An 18,922-nucleotide genomic window follows, 5' to 3' on the forward strand; every position below is an offset into this window, starting at 1 on the left:
CTGGCTCACCGCAGCCCCTGACTGCAGGATATACCCGCAGCCTCGCTAATAACAAAATTGCAAACAATATATAAACCTAACGGCGATTCGGTTCAAACCATAAGCTTTCTCGCCGAAATCTTGTAAATGCCGTGTGGTCGTTGTTCTTGCAGATGTTGTTCCGGATGCTGTAATGGTCCGCCTTAAGGTAGATTTCCGTCTTGGAAATGCCATAACTTGCATTTTCGGGAGAGAAGTCAGAGACTTTCACGTAATCGACGGAAATTTCGAAGACGTAGTCGTTTGGATTTGCTGCCTGAACGATGCAGTTTGCGGAGCCGTTCTTGGAGCGGATTGTTAGATGCGGCGGCGTGCCCGCATTGATTTTTTCGCTGTAAGCGCTAAGAGGACGACAAAGCCCAATACAGAGCATCGAGCTTTTCATGTTCTCCCTCCCCCATTTCTTCGACGCTTAAGAAGGAGCGACGAAGCTATTTCTTCCCGTTGCGAGCCACCTCTTTCTTTAAATCGCCACGCCCTCTAAACTCGCACAAGGTATTCAGCACGCACGCCTCACATTTAGGCTTCTTCGCTACGCAGACCCTCCGTCCATGTTCTATCAAATTTACATGCAACGTGTATAACACATCTGCGACATTGCCTTTAAAATCAAAATCTTTAAACGCACCGCTCGCCGCCAGCTCCTCAAAAATTTTCGACAACGCCTCCACGCTCCTTTCATCCCGCCTCTCTGCTTTCACCAAGCCCAACCTCCTGCAAATCCTGAAAATATGCGTATCCACGGGGAAAACTGGCTTGCCAAGAGAGAAGCAGAGCACGCACGCTGCCGTCTTCGGACCTACGCCCTCAAGACTCATGAGGAATCTCTTTGCCTCATCAGCATCGAAACCCCCCAAAAAGTTGAGACTAAACTCGCCTGTTTCCTCCTTTATCCTTTGAAGCGTCTTCTTTATCCGTTTGGCTTTCAGCTCAGCCAACCCGCCTATCCGTATCGCATCGGCTATTTCCCATACCTCTGCCACCAGCACGGCTTCCCACGTCGGAAACCGCCTTCGAAGATTCGCATACGCTCGAGTATAATTCTTATGACTGGTGTTTTGCGAGAGAATAGTCTCAATTAGAACTTCGAGCGTGTCGGCTCTTGGGCACTCTTTACGCCCGTATTCCGCCTTTAGAAGCTCATAAAGCTTTTTAACCTTCTCACGCATCAGCTTATTTTATATAGCGAAAAATAAATTGGGGTAGGAGTATGAAAACAAGTGGCGGCTATGTGGGAAAAATCTTGGAAATAGATTTGAGTGCTGACTTAGTAAAAGAAAGGGAGGTTAAAAAAGATTTTGCGGTAAAATATGTTGGGGGGCGTGGTTGGGGCGCAAGGATGCTTTACGATATCCTTTTCGACAAAATACGTGCGTTTGACCGTTTTAGATTCATGGACGTAGCTTTAAGCCCGGAGAACGTGCTGATAGTCGCCACGGGTCCGCTGACCGGTCTTTACTTCCCAGCGGCGGGGAAGACGTCGCTCGTCTCGATATCGCCTGCGACCGGCATTTATGCGGATTCGAACTTCGGGGGGATGTTCGGCGTCGAGCTCAAGCAGGCAGGCTACGACGCCATTGTTATAAGGGGCGCAGCCCGCTCCCTAAAATACGTTTACATCAACGACGACGTAGTTGAGATAAGGGACGCATCAGCATACGAGGGGAAAGGCTGCATGGAGACCGAGCGTCGCATAAAAGAGGAAATAGGCGACGAGAGCGTGCGTGTTGCGTGCATCGGACCTGCTGGCGAGAACCTCGTGAGGTTCGCTTGCGTCACCACAGAGTGGGGGCGGAACGCAGGTCGCACCGGCATGGGTGCCGTCCTCGGCGCTAAGAAGCTTAAAGCCATTGCGGTTCAGGGCTCCAAGGACATTCCTGTCCACGACTCGGAAGCGTTTATTAGCGTCAGCAATAAGGGTTACGAATACCTGCGGCAGCATTTCCTTTTCGACCTTTGGCAACGCCAAGGACTGATGTCCGTCGTGGATTACATCAACACGATGGGCGTCCTCCCCACCTACAACTACCGCCACGGCGTCTTCGGCCGGGCGGACGACATCAATGGCGAGATCATGGAGCGTCGTTATAAAATCGGCGATTCCGCCTGCTTTGCATGTTCGATGTGCTGCGGGAACATTTGTCTCGTAAAAGAAGGTAAATATGCAGGGACGGTCGTTGAGGGTCCTGAATATGAAACAGCGTGCATGTTCGGTCCGAACCTTGGCGTCGATGACTTCTCCTGCATCGTCCGAGCCAATTATCTGTGCGATGACCTCGGCATAGACACGATAACCGCCGGAAACTTGATAGCAGCGCTAACCGAAGCTTACGAGGCGGGCATCGTGAAGAAAGAAGATTTGGGTTTCGAGTTGCGATGGGGCGACTGCGACAGGATTTTGGAGCTTTTAGAGATGATTGCGAGGCGGGAAAGCATCGGTGATGTCCTCGCTGAAGGCGCTTACGGCGTGCTTCGGAAGTGGGGCGAGATGCGACGCCTGATTTCGCACGTGAAGTTTCTGGAGCAGACAGGCTACGACGCCCATGTCTCGCTCTGCATGGCGCTCGCATATGCAACATGCGACATCGGAGCGCATCATAATAGGGCGTGGCCCATCGCCAAGGAGCTGGAGGTCGGCGCCGAGTGGGGCGTCGAGGAGAAGGTTCACCTTGTCATCTACCACCAGACGGTGCGCCCGCTCTTCGATATGCTCGGCGTCTGCCGCCTTCCTTGGATTGAGCTTGGCATGGATGAGAAGCTTTATGCGGAAGCCTATACCGCGGCAACAGGCGTCGAAACCTCTTTGGAAGAGCTTCTGAAGCGTTCTAAGATGGTTTACAACCTAACGAGGAGCATAAGCGTGCTGCTGGGCGTGCGTCGCCGCGACGACTACCCGCCGGAGCGTGTTTTCGAGGAATCGTTGCGTGGCGGCCCGCACGACGGCGCAAAGCTCGACAAACGGGCTTACGAGGAGGCGCTGAACCTTTATTACGAGTTGCGGGGCTGGGACGAGAACGGCATTCCCATGGAGGAGACTTTGGTGCAGTGCGGGCTTGAGGACGTTGCTGCTGCTATTAAGGAGCTTAGAGAGGGGCGACAAGAGAAGTGAGTTTTCTTCGTGGGCATTTCTCTTCTCTGCCCGAAGTCTCCTGCAAGAAGTACAGGTGGGCTATGCGGCGTCTAAGCAGAGGTTCAAACATAGTTCTCATTGGTCTCCCAGCGCTCTCGTCCTGACCATTCCGACGAAAGCTTGACTACATCACGAGAGGCTTATCAGTCCCGACGAGGCGCTAGCGACTGCCCTTAGCACAAAACTCTAAATGAGATCAAGCTGCCGCAGCTCGTTTACTAAGATTTCGACCGCCTTTTCGCAGTCTTCTTTGGTCTTCCCGCCGGTGATTACCAACTTTCCGGAGCTGAATATCAATATTGCGACCTTGGGCTCATCTATCCTGTAAACAAGACCGGGGAAGACCTCAGGCTCGTATTCCATGCCCTCAAGCCCGAGCCCTGTAACAATGGCGCTCAAGTTCAACTCGGTGTTGAGGTCTGTGGAGGCGACGATGTTCTGAACGTTGAACTTCGGGTGCTCTTCGACTTCGATTCCGATGCTACGGAAGTCCTCAGCTATTTTATCTATGACCTTGCGGACGTCCTCGATGCTCTTAGAGCCGGTGCAGACAACCTTCCCGGAGCGGAAAATTAAGAATGCAGCTCTCGGCTCTTTGACTCTGTAAACGAGCCCGGGGAACTTCTTCTTCGTGAATTTCGCACCTTCAAGCTTTGATTCTATATATTTTAGGTCGAATTCGTCAGCGAGTTTCGCATTCGCCACGACGTTCTCTATCTTTATGGGAGGTATCTCGCTCATACAATTGTCTTTTTATAAAGAATATATAAAAGGGGTTATACCAGCGGCACAAGCAGGTGGGGTGTGTCAGGTGCCGAAGAAGAAAATTAAAAAAATACGTGGTTCAAGAACGTGCGGTGGCGGCGCCAAAAGGCACAGGGGCGGTGGCAGCCGTGGCGGGCGTGGCAACGCCGGCATCTGCAAGCACCATTACATAAAGGCGCTGCTCGAGGGGCGAGAGAAGGGGAAGAGAGGTTTTACGCCGCCATATCGCTACGAGAAGACTGCAGTGAACGTCGGCGAGCTTGACGAGTTTGCTGAACGCTTAATTGCGGAGGGCAAAGCTGAGCGGCGGGGCGACGCAATTTTCATCGACCTCACGAGGCTCGGTGTCGACAAGCTGCTTGGTGGCGGCAGCGTGCGCAAGAAGCTCGTCGTGAGCGTCTCTGAGTTCTCGGAGCGTGCGAAGGCGAAGATAGAAGAGTTAGGCGGCGAGCTGGTGACTGAGCATGAGTGAAGAAGGCCTTCGGCTTAGGGACGTGCTCACGCCCCTCTTGAACAGATTTCCGATGGTGGAGCGCCCGACATATCACGTCCATTTCCGCACGAAGCTCTGGTGGACGGTTGGCATCCTTCTTTTGTATTTTGCGTTGTGCAACGTTCCGCTTTTCGGGCTGTCGCCGGAGTCAAGAGAGCTTTTTGGCAGGTTCAGAGCAATATTCGCAGGCGAGTCCTTCTCGCTCATGGCACTTGGCATCGTGCCCATCGTCGACGCTTCCATCGTGCTGCAACTGCTCGTCGGCGCCCAAATTCTAAGATTGGACTTGAGTGACCCCGACGACCAAGCGTTTTACCAAGGTTTACAAAAGTTGCTTGTCGTGTTTTTTACAATCCTCATGGGCTTGACTTACGTCGTCGGCTATTATTTACCAGATCCGACGATTGCAGAGCGGCTCGGCGTTTCATTGCGCTTCATATCTTTGCTGCTGTTCGTCCAAGTCTGCATCGGGGGTATTCTCATCTACTTCATGGACGAAGTCGTCTCGAAATGGGGTATCGGAAGCGGCGTCGGGCTCTTCATTCTCGCAGGAGTCTCGCAGCAGGTCGTCACCGGACTCATAAACTGGGTGCCCGACCAGACGGGGTTGGCAGTCGGCGTAATCCCCCGCTGGATTCAGATTTCGAGACAGCTCAGCCTCTACGAAATTCTGGGCGGTGGCATCACCTTCTTCTTCGAGCACGGGCTCATTGCACTCATAACGACCATCGTGATATTCCTCATCGTCGTTTACATTGAGAGCACCCGCATCGAGATTCCGCTCGCACACTCGCTCGTCCGTGGCGCAAGAGGGCGCTTCCCGGTGAAGCTTCTTTATGCCAGCGTCCTGCCAATGATTCTCGTGCGGGCGCTCCAAGCTTCGATTCAGGGCTTCGGCAGGCTCCTATACGCAAAGGGCGTTACCCTTCTTGGAACTTTTGAAGAAGGGCGGGCGGTCTCAGGACTCATGTACTACCTCGACCCCATAAATAGCCCCTACGATTGGTTCCCGACACTCGTTAGAGTAGCATATCCGAACATCGAGAGCTGGCAGGTCGCCCTCCGCCTCCTGACCGACATGGGTTTCATGGTCGTTGGCGGCGCAATATTTGCACTCTTTTGGATTACCACCACGGGCATGGGACCAAAGGACATAGCGAGGCAGATATACGATGCAGGCTTGCAGATTCCGGGTTACCGGCGGAATCCTGCCGCGATAGAGCGACTGATGGAGAGATACATACCGAGGATTGCGATTTTGGGTGGTGCGATCCTGGGGGCGCTCTGCGTCTTCGCAAACATGCTCGGCACGCTTGGGAGAACGACGGGCACCGGTCTCCTGCTAGCAGTCAGCATCGCCTACGGGCTTTACGAGCAGATGGCTTCCGAACAAGTCATGGAAATGTATCCGGCGCTCCGCAAGTTCCTCGGCGAGGAATAGCTTATTATGGACAATTAGGGATAGAGAAATGTTTCTCAAATTGAAACAAGAAGCGGAGGCAGCACTGAGAGATTCGCTGAGCAAGAGCGGATTAGTGGAGGATTTAGAGTGGTAGAAGTTGCCTGAAAGCTTACTTTTGTAGGAATCAGAGCACGCCGACGTCGCTTCATCGCTTGCGTGCTGCTTGGCATCAATGCTGAAAATGCCACCGAAGGACGCAGCAGCGAGGCTCGTGGAGCACGCCGCCGACGCCGTGCTTGAAAGTAAGCTCATCTCAGAGGTGCGGGCGGTCGGTCCTTACATAAATTTCTACGCCGGTGAAAATTTCTTCCAAGAGACTCTGAGGAGGATAAAGGAGGAAGGTTGCGATTTCGGCAGCTTGGGGCTTAGAGGTAAAATAATCTTGGAGCATACCTCCGCAAACCCCGACGGACCATTGCACGTCGGGCACCTGCGGAATGCGACCATCGGTGACGTGCTTGCAAGAGTTCTAAGGAAGGCGGGCTATGAAGTCGAGACGCAGTATTATGTGAACGATATGGGGCGGCAGGTTGCCGTCGCCGTTTTAGGAGCGGACCGTTTCGGGCTCGACGCCACGAAGAAGGGCGACCACGCCGTTGTCGAAGCCTACGTGCGGGCGAGCCGTGCGCTGGAGGAAAGCGAGGGGTTTCGGCGGGAGGCTGAGGATTTAATGCGGCGTTACGAGGCGGGCGACCCCGAGGTTGTGAAGAAATACAGGGAAGTCGTGGAGAAAAGCCTCTCCGGGGCGAGGGAGACGCTTACGCAGCTGGGCATCAAGCATGACCGCTTCGTTTGGGAAAGCGAGTTCGTGCGAAATGGCGACGTGCGGCGGGTATTAAAGGCGTTGCGTGAGCGTGCTGAGGTCGTTGAAAAGGGTGGAGCGCTTGTTTTAAAGCTTGAGGGGTTTGAGAAGGACCTTGTTTTGCAGCGGAGCGATGGCACCACGCTCTACTCCACGAGAGACCTTGCCTACCACATTTGGAAGGCGAAGCTCGGCGATCGAATGATTGACGTGCTCGGCAAAGACCACGAACTCGTGTCGAAGCAGTTGGCGAGAGCTTTAGAGATTTTAGGCGTGCCGCCGCCCGAAGTCGTGATTTTCGAGTTTGTCTCGCTACCCACAGGCTCGATGTCTACGAGAGCCGGAAAGTTTGTCGCCGTTGATGAGCTTTTGGATAAAGTGGAAGCGGCGGCGCTTGATGAGGTTGAGAAGAGGCGTCCCGACTTCAGCGAGGAGCAGAAGCGGCGGGTTGCGAGAATCATCGGCGTCGGCGCCATTCGCTACGACATCGCAAAGGTCTCGCCGGAGAAACCCATGGTCTTCGATTTCGAGCAGGCGCTCGACATGGAGAAGCGAGGCGCGCCGTTCATCCAATATGCGCATGCACGAGCTTCGAGCATTCTGCGGCTTGCGGCGGAAAACGGCTACGTGCAGCGCTCTGACGGTGACTTCTTGCCGCCCGATTTTGACGCAACGCTACTCTCAATGGAGAGCGAGCGGGCGCTCATCAGGGAGCTTTCAAAGCTCGATTACGTCGTTGAGAAGGTCGTGCGGGAGCTGAAGCCGCACCATTTAGCGAAATACGGCAGAGTAGTCGCTGAAACCTTTAACAGGTTTTATAGGGACTGCCCGGTGCTGAACGCCGAGCCGCTGCTCAGGGACGCACGGCTCAACCTCGTATACTGCACGAAGCTCGTGCTGAAGGATACGCTCCGCTTGCTCGGCATGGAGGCGCCGGAGGAGATGTGAGACGATGGCATAACGGGCTTGATGTGGCTTTTTTTTCGCTCTTACAGTAAATATATGGTTATTTATGATGCCTCGGCGAGAGCAGCGTGACGCCGCTTACAGCCTCAAGCTCCTTAAGCACGCTCACAATAACATCTATTTCGTCTTTGGCAGCCTTTGCAGCCCTCTCCGCAACTTCCATCACTTTTGCATTTACAATTTCAGGCTCTAAAACAATTTCGAAAAGGCAGTTTTCGGCGACGCTCACGCTTACTCCGAAGTTGTGAAGCTTTGTTTCTACTCTTTCCACCAAAGACGCTTTTGGGATGACAGCGCCGTCCCTCAGCACGACAGCATCTATCTTGCAGTGATTTTCGCAGCCGTCGCAGCGGTGCACGTAGCTCGCCTCGCAGTCCAAGTAGAATTTCAATCGTAAACGTGAGCCTCCGCCTTCGACCGGCTCCTTTACAACTTTGCTCACGACCTTCATCAAAGCTCGACGCCGTGCAGCGGGAACACTTTCTCTTTAACTCTTCTGACTATGGCTTCAATATCCCTTGAAACCTCGCCCTTGACCTCAGTCTCCCCGCGGTCGAACAGCTTCAGGTATTCTTCTAGACTTTCAGGCATTTTTTCAGCGACGGTGATGAAAACCACTGCCCAGCAACGGGCGACGTTTTCAGGGGCGTAGCCACCACCACCGAAGATTAGGTAGCGACCGTCGCAAAGCTCATGAGCGAGTCTGTGCATAGTCTCTGCAATTGCTTTGTAAGCGGCAGTCGTGAGCGAAAGTCCGACGAGCGGGTCTTCGTAGTGCGAGTCCACGCCGAACTGATGCAGGATTATTTGCGGCTCGTAGCTTTGCAGGAGCGGCGGCACGATTTCCTTGAAGGCGTAGAGGTAGGATGCGGGGTTCGTGCCTGCGGGCAGCGGGACGTTCACGGCGTAGCCGTAGCCCTCGCCGTCGCCGATTTCATCCACGCCGCCGGTGCCGGGGTAGAAGAAAAAACCGTATCTGTGGAATGAAATTGTCAGGATTTTCTCTCTGTTAAAGATTTCCTGCGTGCCGTCGCCGTGATGCCCATCAACGTCCACGATGGCGACCCTTTCCAGCCCATATTTCCGCTGGAGGTGGCGGGCGGCGAGCGCCACATCGTTAAACACGCAGAAACCCGCAGCGCTGCTCCGTCGTGCATGATGCAGCCCGCCGCCGGGGTTAAAAGCGTGAGCAACCTCGCCCCGCATTATCAGGTCTGCGCCGAGGAGCGAACCACCGGCGCGTGCTGCAGCGCCCTCGTAGATGCCCCTTGTGGCGGGCGTGTCGCCGTAATCGAGGAGCCCGTAGCCCTGCTCGCTCTTCTCCCTCACGAAATAGATGTATTCGGGGTCGTGCACGAGCGTTAATTCCTCCTCAGTCGCCACTTTCGGCTCGTAAACCCTCGTGCTGATACCATTAATCACGCCGAGCTTCCTGAGCAGTTCTAAAGTTTTCTTTTCTCTGTCGGGTCTGAACGGGTGGAACGGTCCAAAATTATATTTCAGATATTCATCGCTGTAAATGAAGGCAGTAACGCCTGACATTTTGACCACTATTCGGCTGCAATGATTATCTGGTGCTTAGTCAGGTTTACTTCCTTGATCCTGCCACATATCTCCCGTTGCTCGCCGAGAAGTCCGACGATGCGTACGTTTGAGCCCTCAACAAGGATTTGCACAGCCTCCTCCATAACCAACTCCCTGACGCCGTCCCGCTCCAGAAACACGCTCGACTCGCACATACTCTCTTATTGGCATGAAAAACTTAAAATCATTGTGTCGTCGCCGACTCCCCTTTTTTCTCCCGCACGACGAACTCGCAGTGCTCGTCGCCGGCTGCGACGCACTTCACCTCCTCAACAACGTATTCCTTACCGGTGAAGCAGCAAGTGGCGCCGGCAATGAACCCCGCGATGTAATGGCAGACAGGCTTGCCGACACGTCCCCGTTCTCTTGCGAAATACGTCCCGCCTTTGAACCGTAAGACACGCTCGCCATCTCGCTTCAAAAATTCTATTTCGCCGACGCCGCTGAGTGAGAAAAAGGCGTCGGTGTAGAGAGTTCGCTCCTTTATGCTCTTGTCCGTAAGCCCAAAACGTCCAAAAAGCCAGCTACAGACCCGCCGTCCTGATTTGAAGCCCGTTTCGTAGAGCAAAGTGTCAGGGAGCTTCCACTTTGCGTCGTAAGGGATTACATCTTCTATGGTTTTTTCCAAGTCAAGGACGCAACTTAACCACCTTTCAAAGCCTTCCTGCCAATTCTTCTCCAGAACCCCCCGGATCTCGTCAAGAACGCCTTCGTAGGTCACGCTTTCCTTTTTCATGATTCAATGTTCAATTTTTCCAGTTAAAGGTTTAACTTTACATACTCGGGAGAAAGGTCGCAACCCCATGCAGTCGCCGTATGCGTGCCGACGCCGAGGCTCACGACGATTCTAAGCTCTTTTGTCTGCAAAACTCTCTTGGCATCATTTAGGTTAGCAGCAACAAGCCGCCCGCCACTAACGAGCCGCACGCCGCCGAATCTTCCGCCAATATCTTCAAAAACTACCGAAAGTTGAGATTCGTTGAGTTCCACGCCAGCGGCGCCGACTGCCGCCACGATTCTGCCGAAGTTCGGGCTTTCGCCGTATATTGAGCATTTGACGAGCGGCGAGCGCGCGACGGCTCTCGCTGCTTTTCTTGCGTCGTCGTAAGACGCTGCTCCCTCAACACGGACTTCCACGAACTTAGTAGCGCCCTCACCGTCCCTCGCAATCATCTTCGCAAGCGTCTCACAGACGTAGCTCAAGCCCTGCTGGAAAGCCTCGGCATCTGCCTCTTTAGCGCCGGTTGCTGCGAGGAGCACGGTATCGTTCGTGCTCATGTCCCCGTCTACGACTATCATGTTAAAGGAACGATCCACCGCTCGTTTCAAGCAGGCTTTCAGTTCATGTCTGTTTAGTTGGGCGTCGGTCCAAATGAAAGCGAGCATCGTGGCGAGGTGTGGGAAAATCATGCCGGCGCCTTTTGCGATGCCGCCGATTCGGAGCTCCGTTCCTTCGCTGTGAATGCCGACCGCCACCTCCTTCGAGAAGGTATCGGTCGTCATAATCGCACGAGCGGCAGCGGCACTACCCTCCCTGCTGCTCGTTAGCTTCTCGGAGACTTCCTCGATTTGTCGCTCGATGAGCGGCATGTCCAGTGGTTTTCCGATGATGCCGGTGGAGGCGACGCCTACTTCGCTTTCAAGAACGCCAAGGCGGTAAGCTGCGAGCTCTGTCATGCGTTCTGCGTTTTTCAAGCCCTCTTCACCCGTGAAAGAATTGGCACAGCCACTGTTTGCGACGATGGCAGCGAGCCTGCCGCTCTGTTCAAGACGTGTCTGCGTGAGCTGCACGGGAGCAGCCTTCACTTTGTTCATGGTGAAGACGCCAACAGCGCTCGCATTTTCCTTCAAGTCGCCGACGATTAAAGCTAAGCCATTCTTACCCTCTTTGACGCCGTAAGCACGCACGCCACCGACGGCACAAACGCCCCCTTCACCCTTCTCGATTTTGAGCCTCATGCTACTCCCTCGCATGCTTTACGATGTGCGGCACTTCGGGGATAATGATTTCAGAGAGTGCGAGGCGGACGGCGTCCGGCGAGCCCGGTAAGCAAAATATTGCCTTTCCAGCGGCGACGCCCGCCACCGCTCTGCTCAGAACGGTGGCGGTGCCCACCTGCTCATAGCTTTTCAACCGAAAAAGCTCGCCGAAGCCCGGCAGCTCCTTTTCGAAGAGCGGCGAGACCGCTTCGACGGTCACGTCCCTCTTGGTCAAGCCGGTGCCGCCCATCGTCACAATAAAATCTACGTCCGCCGCTTGGATGGAGCTCTCGACGCCCTTTCGTATTTCATCAAGGTCGTCAGGGAGCAGATCGTAGAGCACGACCTCATGTCCGTTCTCCTCAAGGAGGCGTCTCGCTACGCTTCCAGAAACGTCGTCCACGGGCTCGCCTCGCAACTTACGCTCGTACTTCGACGTGCTGACCGTGAATATAGCGCATCTGAGCTTTTTCTTGGCGTTTTTCTTGTGCAGTTCGGGGACGTTCGCTTTCATCAGTATCACTACTCCTTTCAAATCAGTAAAGACATCGACTTCACAACTTCACAACATAATTCCACATGAAATATTCCTTTGTGTTTGCGTTTGGGGTGAAACATTTAAATATAAGTGGTATCTTATTTTCATCTATACATTCACATGTGGCGATGTGCAGATGAAGATACGTGTTGAGGTCACGTATGACGACGGCACGAAGACTTCTCTTGACCTCGAGGGCAGCCTGCCCAAGAGCAAAACTATTGAGAAAGTTGTCCACTTCTTGAATACTGAGCTCTCGTCGCATGCCCCCTCCGTATCTTATAGCATTGACGAGCTTACGATAAAAGAGCGGCTTGAGTTCTTTTTGAGATATGACGAGCGGGCGCCGAAAGATTGGTTCACAACTTCAGACGTGAAACAAAAGTATGAAGAGGTGTATGGGACGAGTATAAAGCTCAGCACCATATCTACATACCTCACGAGGCTTCACAACGAGGGCATCTTGGAGCGAAGGGGCAGTAAGTTCAAACGGGAATATCGTGTCGCCAGCAGCTATAAAAGGGCGGAGAAGAGCGAGTTTGAAACGAAATACCCCCCACTTCTCCCACGTTAGCCGAAAAAAGTGGCGTTTGAGGTTAGTTGCTTCAAACCTAACTCACTGAACGCTCGTGACGTGAAAATTCGAGGAACTCTTCAAGCTTCTTCACCCCTTGCCCGCTCTCTAAAATTTCCATCGCATGCTCCAACCCCTCGTCCAAGCGATCTGCGATGCCACTGACGACAAAAGCGGCGGCGGCATTCAACGCCACGATTTCGGTGCGGGCGTCATCCTCCTTGCCGCTCAGCACGTTGCGTAAAATGTGAGCGTTCTTAGCACTGTCGCCGCCGACGATGTCTTTCACGCGTGTGAGCTTCAAGCCGAGGTCCTCAGGACGCACGTAATACGTTTTGACTTCGCCGCCCCGCAGCTCTGAGATTTTCGTCTTGCCGAGCGTCGAAAGCTCGTCGAGTCCGGGCTCGCCGTGCACGACCATCGCTCGATAAGCACCAAGAAGCTTGAAGACTTCTGCAATCTTTTCGGTCAATTCGGGCGAGAACACGCCGCAGAGCTGCGACTTCGCACCTGCAGGGTTCGTCAGCGGTCCGAGAATGTTGAATACGGTTCTGATGCGCAGCGCTCGGCGGACGGGCATGACGTTCCGCATCGCCGGGTGGAAGTGCGGGGCGAACATAAAGCCGATGCCGATGCGTTCGATGCTTTCTTCGATTTTCTTCGGAGGGAGGTCGAGACGAGCGCCTAACTCCTCAAGGACATCGGCGCTGCCGCATTTCGACGTGACCGAGCGATTTCCGTGCTTTGCGACCGGCACCTCGCAGGCGACCACGAACATGGCAGTCGTGGAGATGTTGAAGGTGTTGACGGCGTCGCCGCCGGTCCCGCAGACGTCCACGAGCGTCTCGACCTTCGGGTTTATGTGGATTGCGAACTCTCGCATCTTCCTCGCAAACGCCGAAATCTCCGTCGCCGTTTCTCCCTTCATGCGTAACGCTACAAGGAACGCTGAAATCTCGGTGTCGGAGGCTTCGCCACTCATCATTGCCGCCATAGCCCTTTCTGCCTCCGCATTACTCAAATCTTTAAACTCCACAAGCTTCGCCACGAGCTCGCTCAGCATTTTCACCCTCCATTCTACCGACGGCTAACTCACGTCCAGAAAGTTTCTGATGATTTTCAGTCCGTGCTTCGTAAGAATGGACTCAGGATGGAATTGCACGCCGAAAATCGGCAGACTTTCGTGCTGCAAGCCCATGATTTCGAGGTCGTCCTCGCTTCTTGCAGTCACTTTAAGACCTTCGGGGAGATTTTCGTCGTCCACGACGAGCGAGTGGTAGCGGGTCGCCTCAAAGGGGTTTGGGACCCCCTTGAAAAGCGTGCTGCCATCGTGCCGTATCTTCGAGGTCTTGCCGTGCTTCAGGGCTCGTGCGTTTCTTATGCGTCCACCGAGGACGTAGCCGATGCACTGGTGTCCGAGGCAGACGCCGAGTGTCGGAAGCTCACGACGTATACCATATTCAAGAATGACGTCGTTGGAGAGTCCGGCATCCCTCGGCGTTTTCGGTCCCGGCGAGATTATGATGTGCGTGATTTTGTGGCGTTCCGCCGCCCGTCCGACGTCGTTCAGCGTTGCGGTATTCCGCAGCACCACTGCCCGCTCGCCCAGAACCCCTACATATTGGACGAGATTGTAAACGAACGAATCTATGTTGTCAATCACAAGAATCATTTCCGCACCCCTAAACACCAAGGGCACGCATCATCGCCATGCACTTGCTCACAGTCTCGTAATACTCACGTTCAGGCTGTGAATCCGCAACTATGCCTGCTCCCGCCTGCACGTAAGCTTTTGCGGTTACAACGTCGCCGTTTTTGTCGCTTTTGCCGCTTTCCGCTGAGCCACGCCGCCGGCAGTTCTCAAACACTATGGTCCTGATGGTGATTGCGGTGTCAAGGTTACGAGTTAGGGAGAAGTAGCCGACGCACCCTGCGTAAATCCCACGACGGGTGGGTTCCAGCTCTCCGATGATTTCCATCGCTCGCACCTTTGGCGCTCCGGTGACTGTGCCCGCTGGGAAGACCGACGCCAATGCATCGAATTCGTCGTAGCCGTCGGCAAGCTCGCCTACGACCTCAGAGACGATGTGCTGCACATGCGAATACTTCTCAACGTCCATAAATCTCGTCACACGGACGCTTCCGGGCTTCGCAACACGCCCTATGTCGTTCCTCCCCAAATCAACGAGCATAACGTGCTCCGCCCGCTCCTCCTCGTCGCTCAGCATCTCCTCCTCAAGCCGCTTGTCCTCATCGGCGTCCTGTCCCCTCGGACGAGTGCCCGCGATCGGAAAAGTTGTGAGCCGCCTTAAAGCACCCTCAATCCGTAGAAGCATCTCAGGGCTCGCGCCTGCAACCTTACGCCCGCCGAAGTCCAGGAAATACATGTAAGGTGAGGGATTAAGGGTTCTAAGTCGCTCGTAAACGTGCAGCGGGTCGCCGTAGAAGTCCGCCGAAAAGCGTTGCGAGAGCACGACTTGGAAGATGTCGCCGTCGTGGATGTAACGCTTTGCCCGCTCCACCGCCCGCTCAAAGTCTTCTTTCGTGAAATTTGACCTTACGTTTTTCGTTTCCGCTCGCATTTCCCGCCCTTGCCGCCGCCGTCCTTCATGCCGTCGTTTCGTCGCCGCTCGCCGCTCGCCGTAAAACGCACGCAACGTGTCCAGTGCAAAGCTTAAAGCCCCACCTTGTAACGCTTCGTGAGCGTCAACGCCGCTTTCAGCCTCCGAAAACTCCAGCGTCAGAAAATACATTTTCCCGCAAAAATGGTCAAAAAGGATGTAGCGTTTCGCAAGTATGAGCTCGCAGTCCGGCTCCTTAAGCTCATCGCTGGCGTCGTCGCTGATATTTTCAAAGTAGCGGACGAGGTCATAGCTTAGGTAGCCGACGAAGCCCCCGAAGAACCTCGGAAGCTCGTGGCGGGCGTCGTCGAAGTTCAGTTCCAGCCTGCGGAAAAGTTCACGTAACGCCTCCAATGGGCTCTCAAAGTCTCCAGAAAGCTCTTCCAGCCATTTTAGGGCAGCGTCGTTCGTGCGTATTCGGACTTCGCAGTCCTTCGCCCAAAGCTCGACAGCAGGAGCGAAGCCGATGAAGGAATAGCGAGCGAGCCGCTCGCTTCCCTCCCTTGACTCCAGTAAGTAGCTTTTCCTGCCGTAGCGGCGACGCACCGTCTTGTAAACCTCCATCGGGTCTTCCTGCACTGAAGTTTCGATGAAAATCGGCGTTACGAGCACTTTAGGCATATGACGTCCGCCGTTTCAGCCACCTTACTTTCGCCACCCGTTTTACACCCTCGGCAGCCGCTCCGCTAGCCTCTTTATTTCTTCCTCCGGATACTCGTAGTCCACAAGCTTTTTCCTGAGGAATGCGTCGTAAGCGGCAAGGTCGAAATGTCCATGTCCGGAGTTTGCAAAGAAGATGACCTTCTCCTCGCCCGTCTCCTTGCAGCGCAACGCCTCGTCAATTGCCGCTCTCACGCAGTGCGCCGTCTCAGGAGCAATCACAAAGCCCTCAGTCTTTGCGAAGAGCATAGCAGCCTCGAAGACCTCGTTCTGGTGGTAGGCGACAGCCTCCATGTAGCCGTCGTGCGTCAGCTTGCAGAGCAGCGGGGCATCACCGTGATACCGGAGACCGCCGGCGTGAATCGGCGGTGGCACGAAGTCATGACCGAGCGTATACATCTTCAAAAGCGGCGTCAGACAGGCGGTGTCGCCGTGGTCGTAGGCGTAAATGCCCTTAGTGAGCGTCGGGCACGCCTTAGGCTCGCAGGAGACTACCCTTAAGTCCCTTGCTTCTGGCTTTCCTTGAAGCTTGTCGCCGATGAACGGAAAACAGGCGCCCGCAAAATTCGAGCCTCCGCCCACGCACCCGAACATCACGTCCGGATACTCATCGAGCATCTCGAACTGCTTCTTCAGCTCCAGCCCGATGACCGTCTGATGCAGCAGCACGTGGTTCAAAACCGAGCCAAGTGAGTATTTCGTATCGTCGTGCTTCACCGCATCCTCAATTGCCTCGCTAATCGCAATCCCCAAGCTCCCCGGCGAGTTTGGGTCTTGCTCGAGAATCTTCCTGCCGAACTCCGTGCGCTCGCTCGGCGACGGCACGCACTCTGCACCCCAAACTTCCATCAGGATGCGACGATACGGTTTCTGGTTGTAGCTCACACGCACCATGTAGACAGTGCAGTCAAGCCCGAAGAGTTGGCAGCCGAACGCAAGTGCGGAACCCCACTGCCCTGCTCCGGTCTCTGTTGTGAGGCGCTGGACGCCCTCCTTCATGTTGAAGTAGGCTTGAGCGACAGCAGTGTTCGGCTTGTGGCTTCCCGGCGGCGACACGCCCTCCCACTTGTAATAGATGCGGGCTGGTGTCCTCAAGAACTCCTCAAGGCGCTCCGCCCTATAAAGCGGCGTCGGTCTCCACATTCGATAGACCTCAAGCACATCCTCCGGGATCTTAATCCAGCGCTCCGTGCTCGCCTCCTGCCGTATTAGCTCCTTCGGGAAAATTGGCTCTAAATCCTCAGGCATCAGAGGCTCCAGAGTCTGCGGGTTCAGCGGCGGGTCTAACGGCGTGGGCAGGTCTGCCTGAATGTTATACCACGCTTTCGGCAATTCGTCCTCGGCAAGCTCCACCCTTTTTCTCTTCACCATTTTTGTGCACCATTGAGCGTTTTTGTCCATGCGTTGTGCGACGTTATATATATGTATTTTGCTTTCGTTGCATCTCTCGTCGCACAGCGACGTGCGGTAGTATCGCTCCCACGGTGGCGTAAATAACGCAAATAACTTCAAACGGCAAGTCTTACCTGAAAATATGCATTGTAAATCTCCTTGTAACTCGAGCGCTCGACACAAACGTCCTCAGCATGCTCGCTGTTAAATAGAAAGCTATTTAGACGCTTTCCGCCTTTTAAGTTCTTCAAGAAGTCTGGGGACGACTTCCTCGGCGTGTCCGACGATACCGACGTCGCAAACCTCGAAAATGGGAGCGTTTTCGTCTTTATTAATCGCAAGGATGACTTTGGAGTTCAGGATGCCGACGACGTGCTGCATCGCCCCCGAGACGCCGACGCCCACGTAGAGCTTCGGGCGTATCGTCTTCCCGCTCTGTCCCACCATTCTTTCCTTCGGCGCCAACCCTGCATCAATCAAGGGTCTCGTGGCGCCGACGACGCCACCCAACGCCTCCGCAAGTTCCTCGACGAGTTTAAAGCGTTCGGCGTCCCCGACGCCGTAGCCGCCTACGACTACCACGTTTGCGTTCTCAATGCTCGCCTCAACCGCCTTGGTTTCCACGACTTCCAACGTTTCCGCACGACTTTCAAAGCCGGCGAGTCCCAAATCTTCCAAACTTAGCCGCACAAGCTCGCCTTTTCGCCCCTTTTCCTGACGCCTCCTCCCTAAAACGCCTGGAGTCATTGTTACAATCTGCGGCATCCGTAGGATGACGTTTTTCGCAAAGAGCAGCCCGCCGAAGCCCGGAACTACTTCCACAAGCCTTTTCCTACCGTTTTCGTCGAATTCGACACGTAAATCTACGCAATGCGAGACGAGCCCAGTTTTTAACTTTGCCGCAAGCCTCGGCGCCAAGTCCTTACCGAGCAGCGTCGCCGCAAACAGCACAAGTCCTGGTTTTGCTCTCCTCACAATTTCGTAAAGAGCAGATGCATACAAGTCGCTTTGGAAGAGCCGTAACTTGGGGTGCTCCACGACGTGGACGACGGCGGCGCCATGCTCGAAAAGCATGTTCGCAGCGCTTCCGACAGCATCGCCGAGGAGCGCGGCGTGGAGCTTACCGTCAAACTCCTTTGAAAGTTCGCCGCCTTTAGCCAAGAGCCCAAGAACGGCGTCCGTGACTTTAGAAGCTCGCTGCTCCGCAAATATGAGGATGTCCATAGGTTCCCTTGGCTTCAGAAATCTTAAAAGTTTTCCGTTTAATCTACTTAAAAATGCACGAGCTCGGCTTTGAGGGCGGCATCGTCGTGTTTCATGACCTCCTCCTACGGGCGAACGTTTACGTTGATGACGGCAAGATTTCTGAGTTTTCGGTGACGGAGCGTCCATGCGAGCGTCGGATAAACTGCAAAGGGAAGCTCGTGATGCATGGCGTCGTGGACGTGCATGTGCACTTTCGAGAGCCGGGACTAACGCATAAGGAAAACTGGCTCACCGGCTCTTCTGCAGCGGCAGCGGGCGGCGTCACGACTGTCTTGGAAATGCCAAACACAAAACCGCCGACCGCCACGAAAACGCTACTCGAGGAGAAAATAAAAATTGCGAGCCGCAAGTCGCTGGTGGACTTTCACTTCCATTTCGGCGCCCTGCATTTAGACGAATTGCTACACATAAAAGTCCCTTCCGTGAAGTTTTACCTCGCGGGCGTCGAGGGGCTACCAATCCCCGACGACGAATTCCTTTTGAGGGCATTTAACCTCCTTGCTCGGCGTGGAATCGTGGCGGCGGTGCACGCAGAGGATGCTACGCTCGTAGAAAAAGCGTTAAAATCGCTTAAGAAAGGCAAGCCTAAGGATTATCACCTGGCAAGGGACGAACGCTGCGCCGTTGAAGCTGTGAAAAGGGTTTTAAGA

At 54.4% G+C, this 18,922-nt stretch carries 19 protein-coding genes and 1 pseudogene; 6 read left to right on the forward strand and 14 right to left on the reverse strand.

Going from position 1 to position 18,922, the window contains the following annotated elements; all coding sequences use genetic code 11:
- Positions 1-76 precede the first annotated feature (76 nt).
- Positions 77-424: a hypothetical protein gene (locus ACXJJA_RS00445; protein WP_456486254.1), complete on the reverse strand. Its 348-nt coding sequence runs from the start codon at positions 422-424 to the stop codon at positions 77-79.
- 46 nt (positions 425-470) lie between these two features.
- A complete protein-coding gene (locus ACXJJA_RS00450; protein ID WP_456486255.1) occupies positions 471-1,208 on the reverse strand; it encodes an endonuclease III domain-containing protein in 738 nt (245 codons plus the stop codon).
- A 41-nt stretch (positions 1,209-1,249) separates the two neighbouring features.
- Here ACXJJA_RS00450 and ACXJJA_RS00455 point away from each other — a divergent pair, with 41 nt between their 5' ends.
- On the forward strand, positions 1,250-3,148 hold the full coding sequence (locus tag ACXJJA_RS00455; RefSeq protein ID WP_456486256.1) for an aldehyde ferredoxin oxidoreductase family protein: 1,899 nt from the start codon (positions 1,250-1,252) through the stop codon (positions 3,146-3,148).
- A gap of 207 nt (positions 3,149-3,355) precedes the next feature.
- Here the strand turns inward: ACXJJA_RS00455 and ACXJJA_RS00460 are convergent, their stop codons facing one another.
- The gene (locus ACXJJA_RS00460) at positions 3,356-3,910 is read right to left on the reverse strand and encodes a TATA-box-binding protein (protein WP_456486257.1); all 555 of its coding nucleotides are present in this window, start codon (positions 3,908-3,910) and stop codon (positions 3,356-3,358) included.
- A 70-nt stretch (positions 3,911-3,980) separates the two neighbouring features.
- Between ACXJJA_RS00460 and ACXJJA_RS00465 the strand changes: the two genes are divergently transcribed.
- From ACXJJA_RS00465 to argS, 3 genes and pseudogenes are all read left to right on the forward strand, one after another.
- On the forward strand, positions 3,981-4,406 hold the full coding sequence (locus ACXJJA_RS00465; RefSeq protein ID WP_456486258.1) for an uL15m family ribosomal protein: 426 nt from the start codon (positions 3,981-3,983) through the stop codon (positions 4,404-4,406).
- Positions 4,399-5,868 carry a preprotein translocase subunit SecY gene (gene secY, locus ACXJJA_RS00470; RefSeq protein ID WP_456486259.1) on the forward strand — a complete coding sequence of 490 codons (1,470 nt, stop codon included), beginning with the start codon at positions 4,399-4,401 and terminating at the stop codon, positions 5,866-5,868. Before ACXJJA_RS00465 ends, secY begins: the two co-directional genes overlap by 8 nt.
- Positions 5,869-6,025: 157 nt before the next feature.
- Positions 6,026-7,639 (forward strand): annotated as a pseudogene (argS, locus tag ACXJJA_RS00475) (arginine--tRNA ligase); the annotation flags it as partial.
- A gap of 58 nt (positions 7,640-7,697) precedes the next feature.
- Here argS and ACXJJA_RS00480 read toward each other — a convergent pair.
- From ACXJJA_RS00480 to ACXJJA_RS00505, 6 genes are read right to left on the reverse strand one after another with little or no spacing between them, the layout of a single operon-like run.
- Entirely contained in the window at positions 7,698-8,108 is a 411-nt protein-coding gene (locus ACXJJA_RS00480) for a hypothetical protein (protein WP_456486260.1), read from the reverse strand.
- Positions 8,108-9,199 carry an acetoin utilization protein AcuC gene (locus ACXJJA_RS00485; RefSeq protein WP_456486261.1) on the reverse strand — a complete coding sequence of 364 codons (1,092 nt, stop codon included), beginning with the start codon at positions 9,197-9,199 and terminating at the stop codon, positions 8,108-8,110. The genes ACXJJA_RS00480 and ACXJJA_RS00485 overlap by 1 nt, the downstream gene beginning before the upstream one ends.
- A gap of 8 nt (positions 9,200-9,207) precedes the next feature.
- On the reverse strand, positions 9,208-9,396 hold the full coding sequence (locus ACXJJA_RS00490; protein ID WP_456486262.1) for a CooT family nickel-binding protein: 189 nt from the start codon (positions 9,394-9,396) through the stop codon (positions 9,208-9,210).
- A 29-nt stretch (positions 9,397-9,425) separates the two neighbouring features.
- On the reverse strand, positions 9,426-9,977 hold the full coding sequence (locus tag ACXJJA_RS00495) for a V4R domain-containing protein (protein WP_456486263.1): 552 nt from the start codon (positions 9,975-9,977) through the stop codon (positions 9,426-9,428).
- A 23-nt stretch (positions 9,978-10,000) separates the two neighbouring features.
- Positions 10,001-11,200: a bifunctional glutamate N-acetyltransferase/amino-acid acetyltransferase ArgJ gene (gene argJ, locus ACXJJA_RS00500; RefSeq protein WP_456486264.1), complete on the reverse strand. Its 1,200-nt coding sequence runs from the start codon at positions 11,198-11,200 to the stop codon at positions 10,001-10,003.
- Between the two features lies 1 nt (position 11,201).
- Positions 11,202-11,756: a MogA/MoaB family molybdenum cofactor biosynthesis protein gene (locus tag ACXJJA_RS00505; RefSeq protein WP_456486265.1), complete on the reverse strand. Its 555-nt coding sequence runs from the start codon at positions 11,754-11,756 to the stop codon at positions 11,202-11,204.
- 139 nt (positions 11,757-11,895) lie between these two features.
- On the opposite strand from ACXJJA_RS00505, the gene ACXJJA_RS00510 reads away from it, so the two are divergent.
- On the forward strand, positions 11,896-12,333 hold the full coding sequence (locus tag ACXJJA_RS00510; RefSeq protein WP_456486266.1) for a hypothetical protein: 438 nt from the start codon (positions 11,896-11,898) through the stop codon (positions 12,331-12,333).
- Positions 12,334-12,370: 37 nt separating this feature from the next.
- Here the strand turns inward: ACXJJA_RS00510 and trpD are convergent, their stop codons facing one another.
- The 5 genes from trpD to ACXJJA_RS00535 form a co-directional block, all read right to left on the reverse strand.
- Positions 12,371-13,396, reverse strand: a complete 1,026-nt coding sequence (trpD, locus tag ACXJJA_RS00515; protein ID WP_456486267.1) for an anthranilate phosphoribosyltransferase — start codon at positions 13,394-13,396, stop codon at positions 12,371-12,373.
- 24 nt (positions 13,397-13,420) lie between these two features.
- Positions 13,421-14,005, reverse strand: a complete 585-nt coding sequence (locus ACXJJA_RS00520; RefSeq protein ID WP_456486268.1) for an anthranilate synthase component II — start codon at positions 14,003-14,005, stop codon at positions 13,421-13,423.
- Positions 14,006-14,015: 10 nt separating this feature from the next.
- Entirely contained in the window at positions 14,016-15,575 is a 1,560-nt protein-coding gene (locus ACXJJA_RS00525; protein ID WP_456486269.1) for an anthranilate synthase component I family protein, read from the reverse strand.
- Positions 15,576-15,617: 42 nt separating this feature from the next.
- Complete coding sequence (locus ACXJJA_RS00530; protein ID WP_456486270.1) at positions 15,618-16,985, reverse strand: TrpB-like pyridoxal phosphate-dependent enzyme; 1,368 nt, start codon at positions 16,983-16,985, stop codon at positions 15,618-15,620.
- A 237-nt stretch (positions 16,986-17,222) separates the two neighbouring features.
- Complete coding sequence (locus ACXJJA_RS00535) at positions 17,223-18,230, reverse strand: electron transfer flavoprotein subunit alpha/FixB family protein (RefSeq protein ID WP_456486271.1); 1,008 nt, start codon at positions 18,228-18,230, stop codon at positions 17,223-17,225.
- Between the two features lie 53 nt (positions 18,231-18,283).
- Between ACXJJA_RS00535 and ACXJJA_RS00540 the strand changes: the two genes are divergently transcribed.
- A partial coding sequence (locus tag ACXJJA_RS00540; protein WP_456486272.1) for a dihydroorotase occupies positions 18,284-18,922 on the forward strand: 639 nt, incomplete at its 3' end.

The organism is Candidatus Alkanophaga liquidiphilum (genome assembly GCF_053996935.1).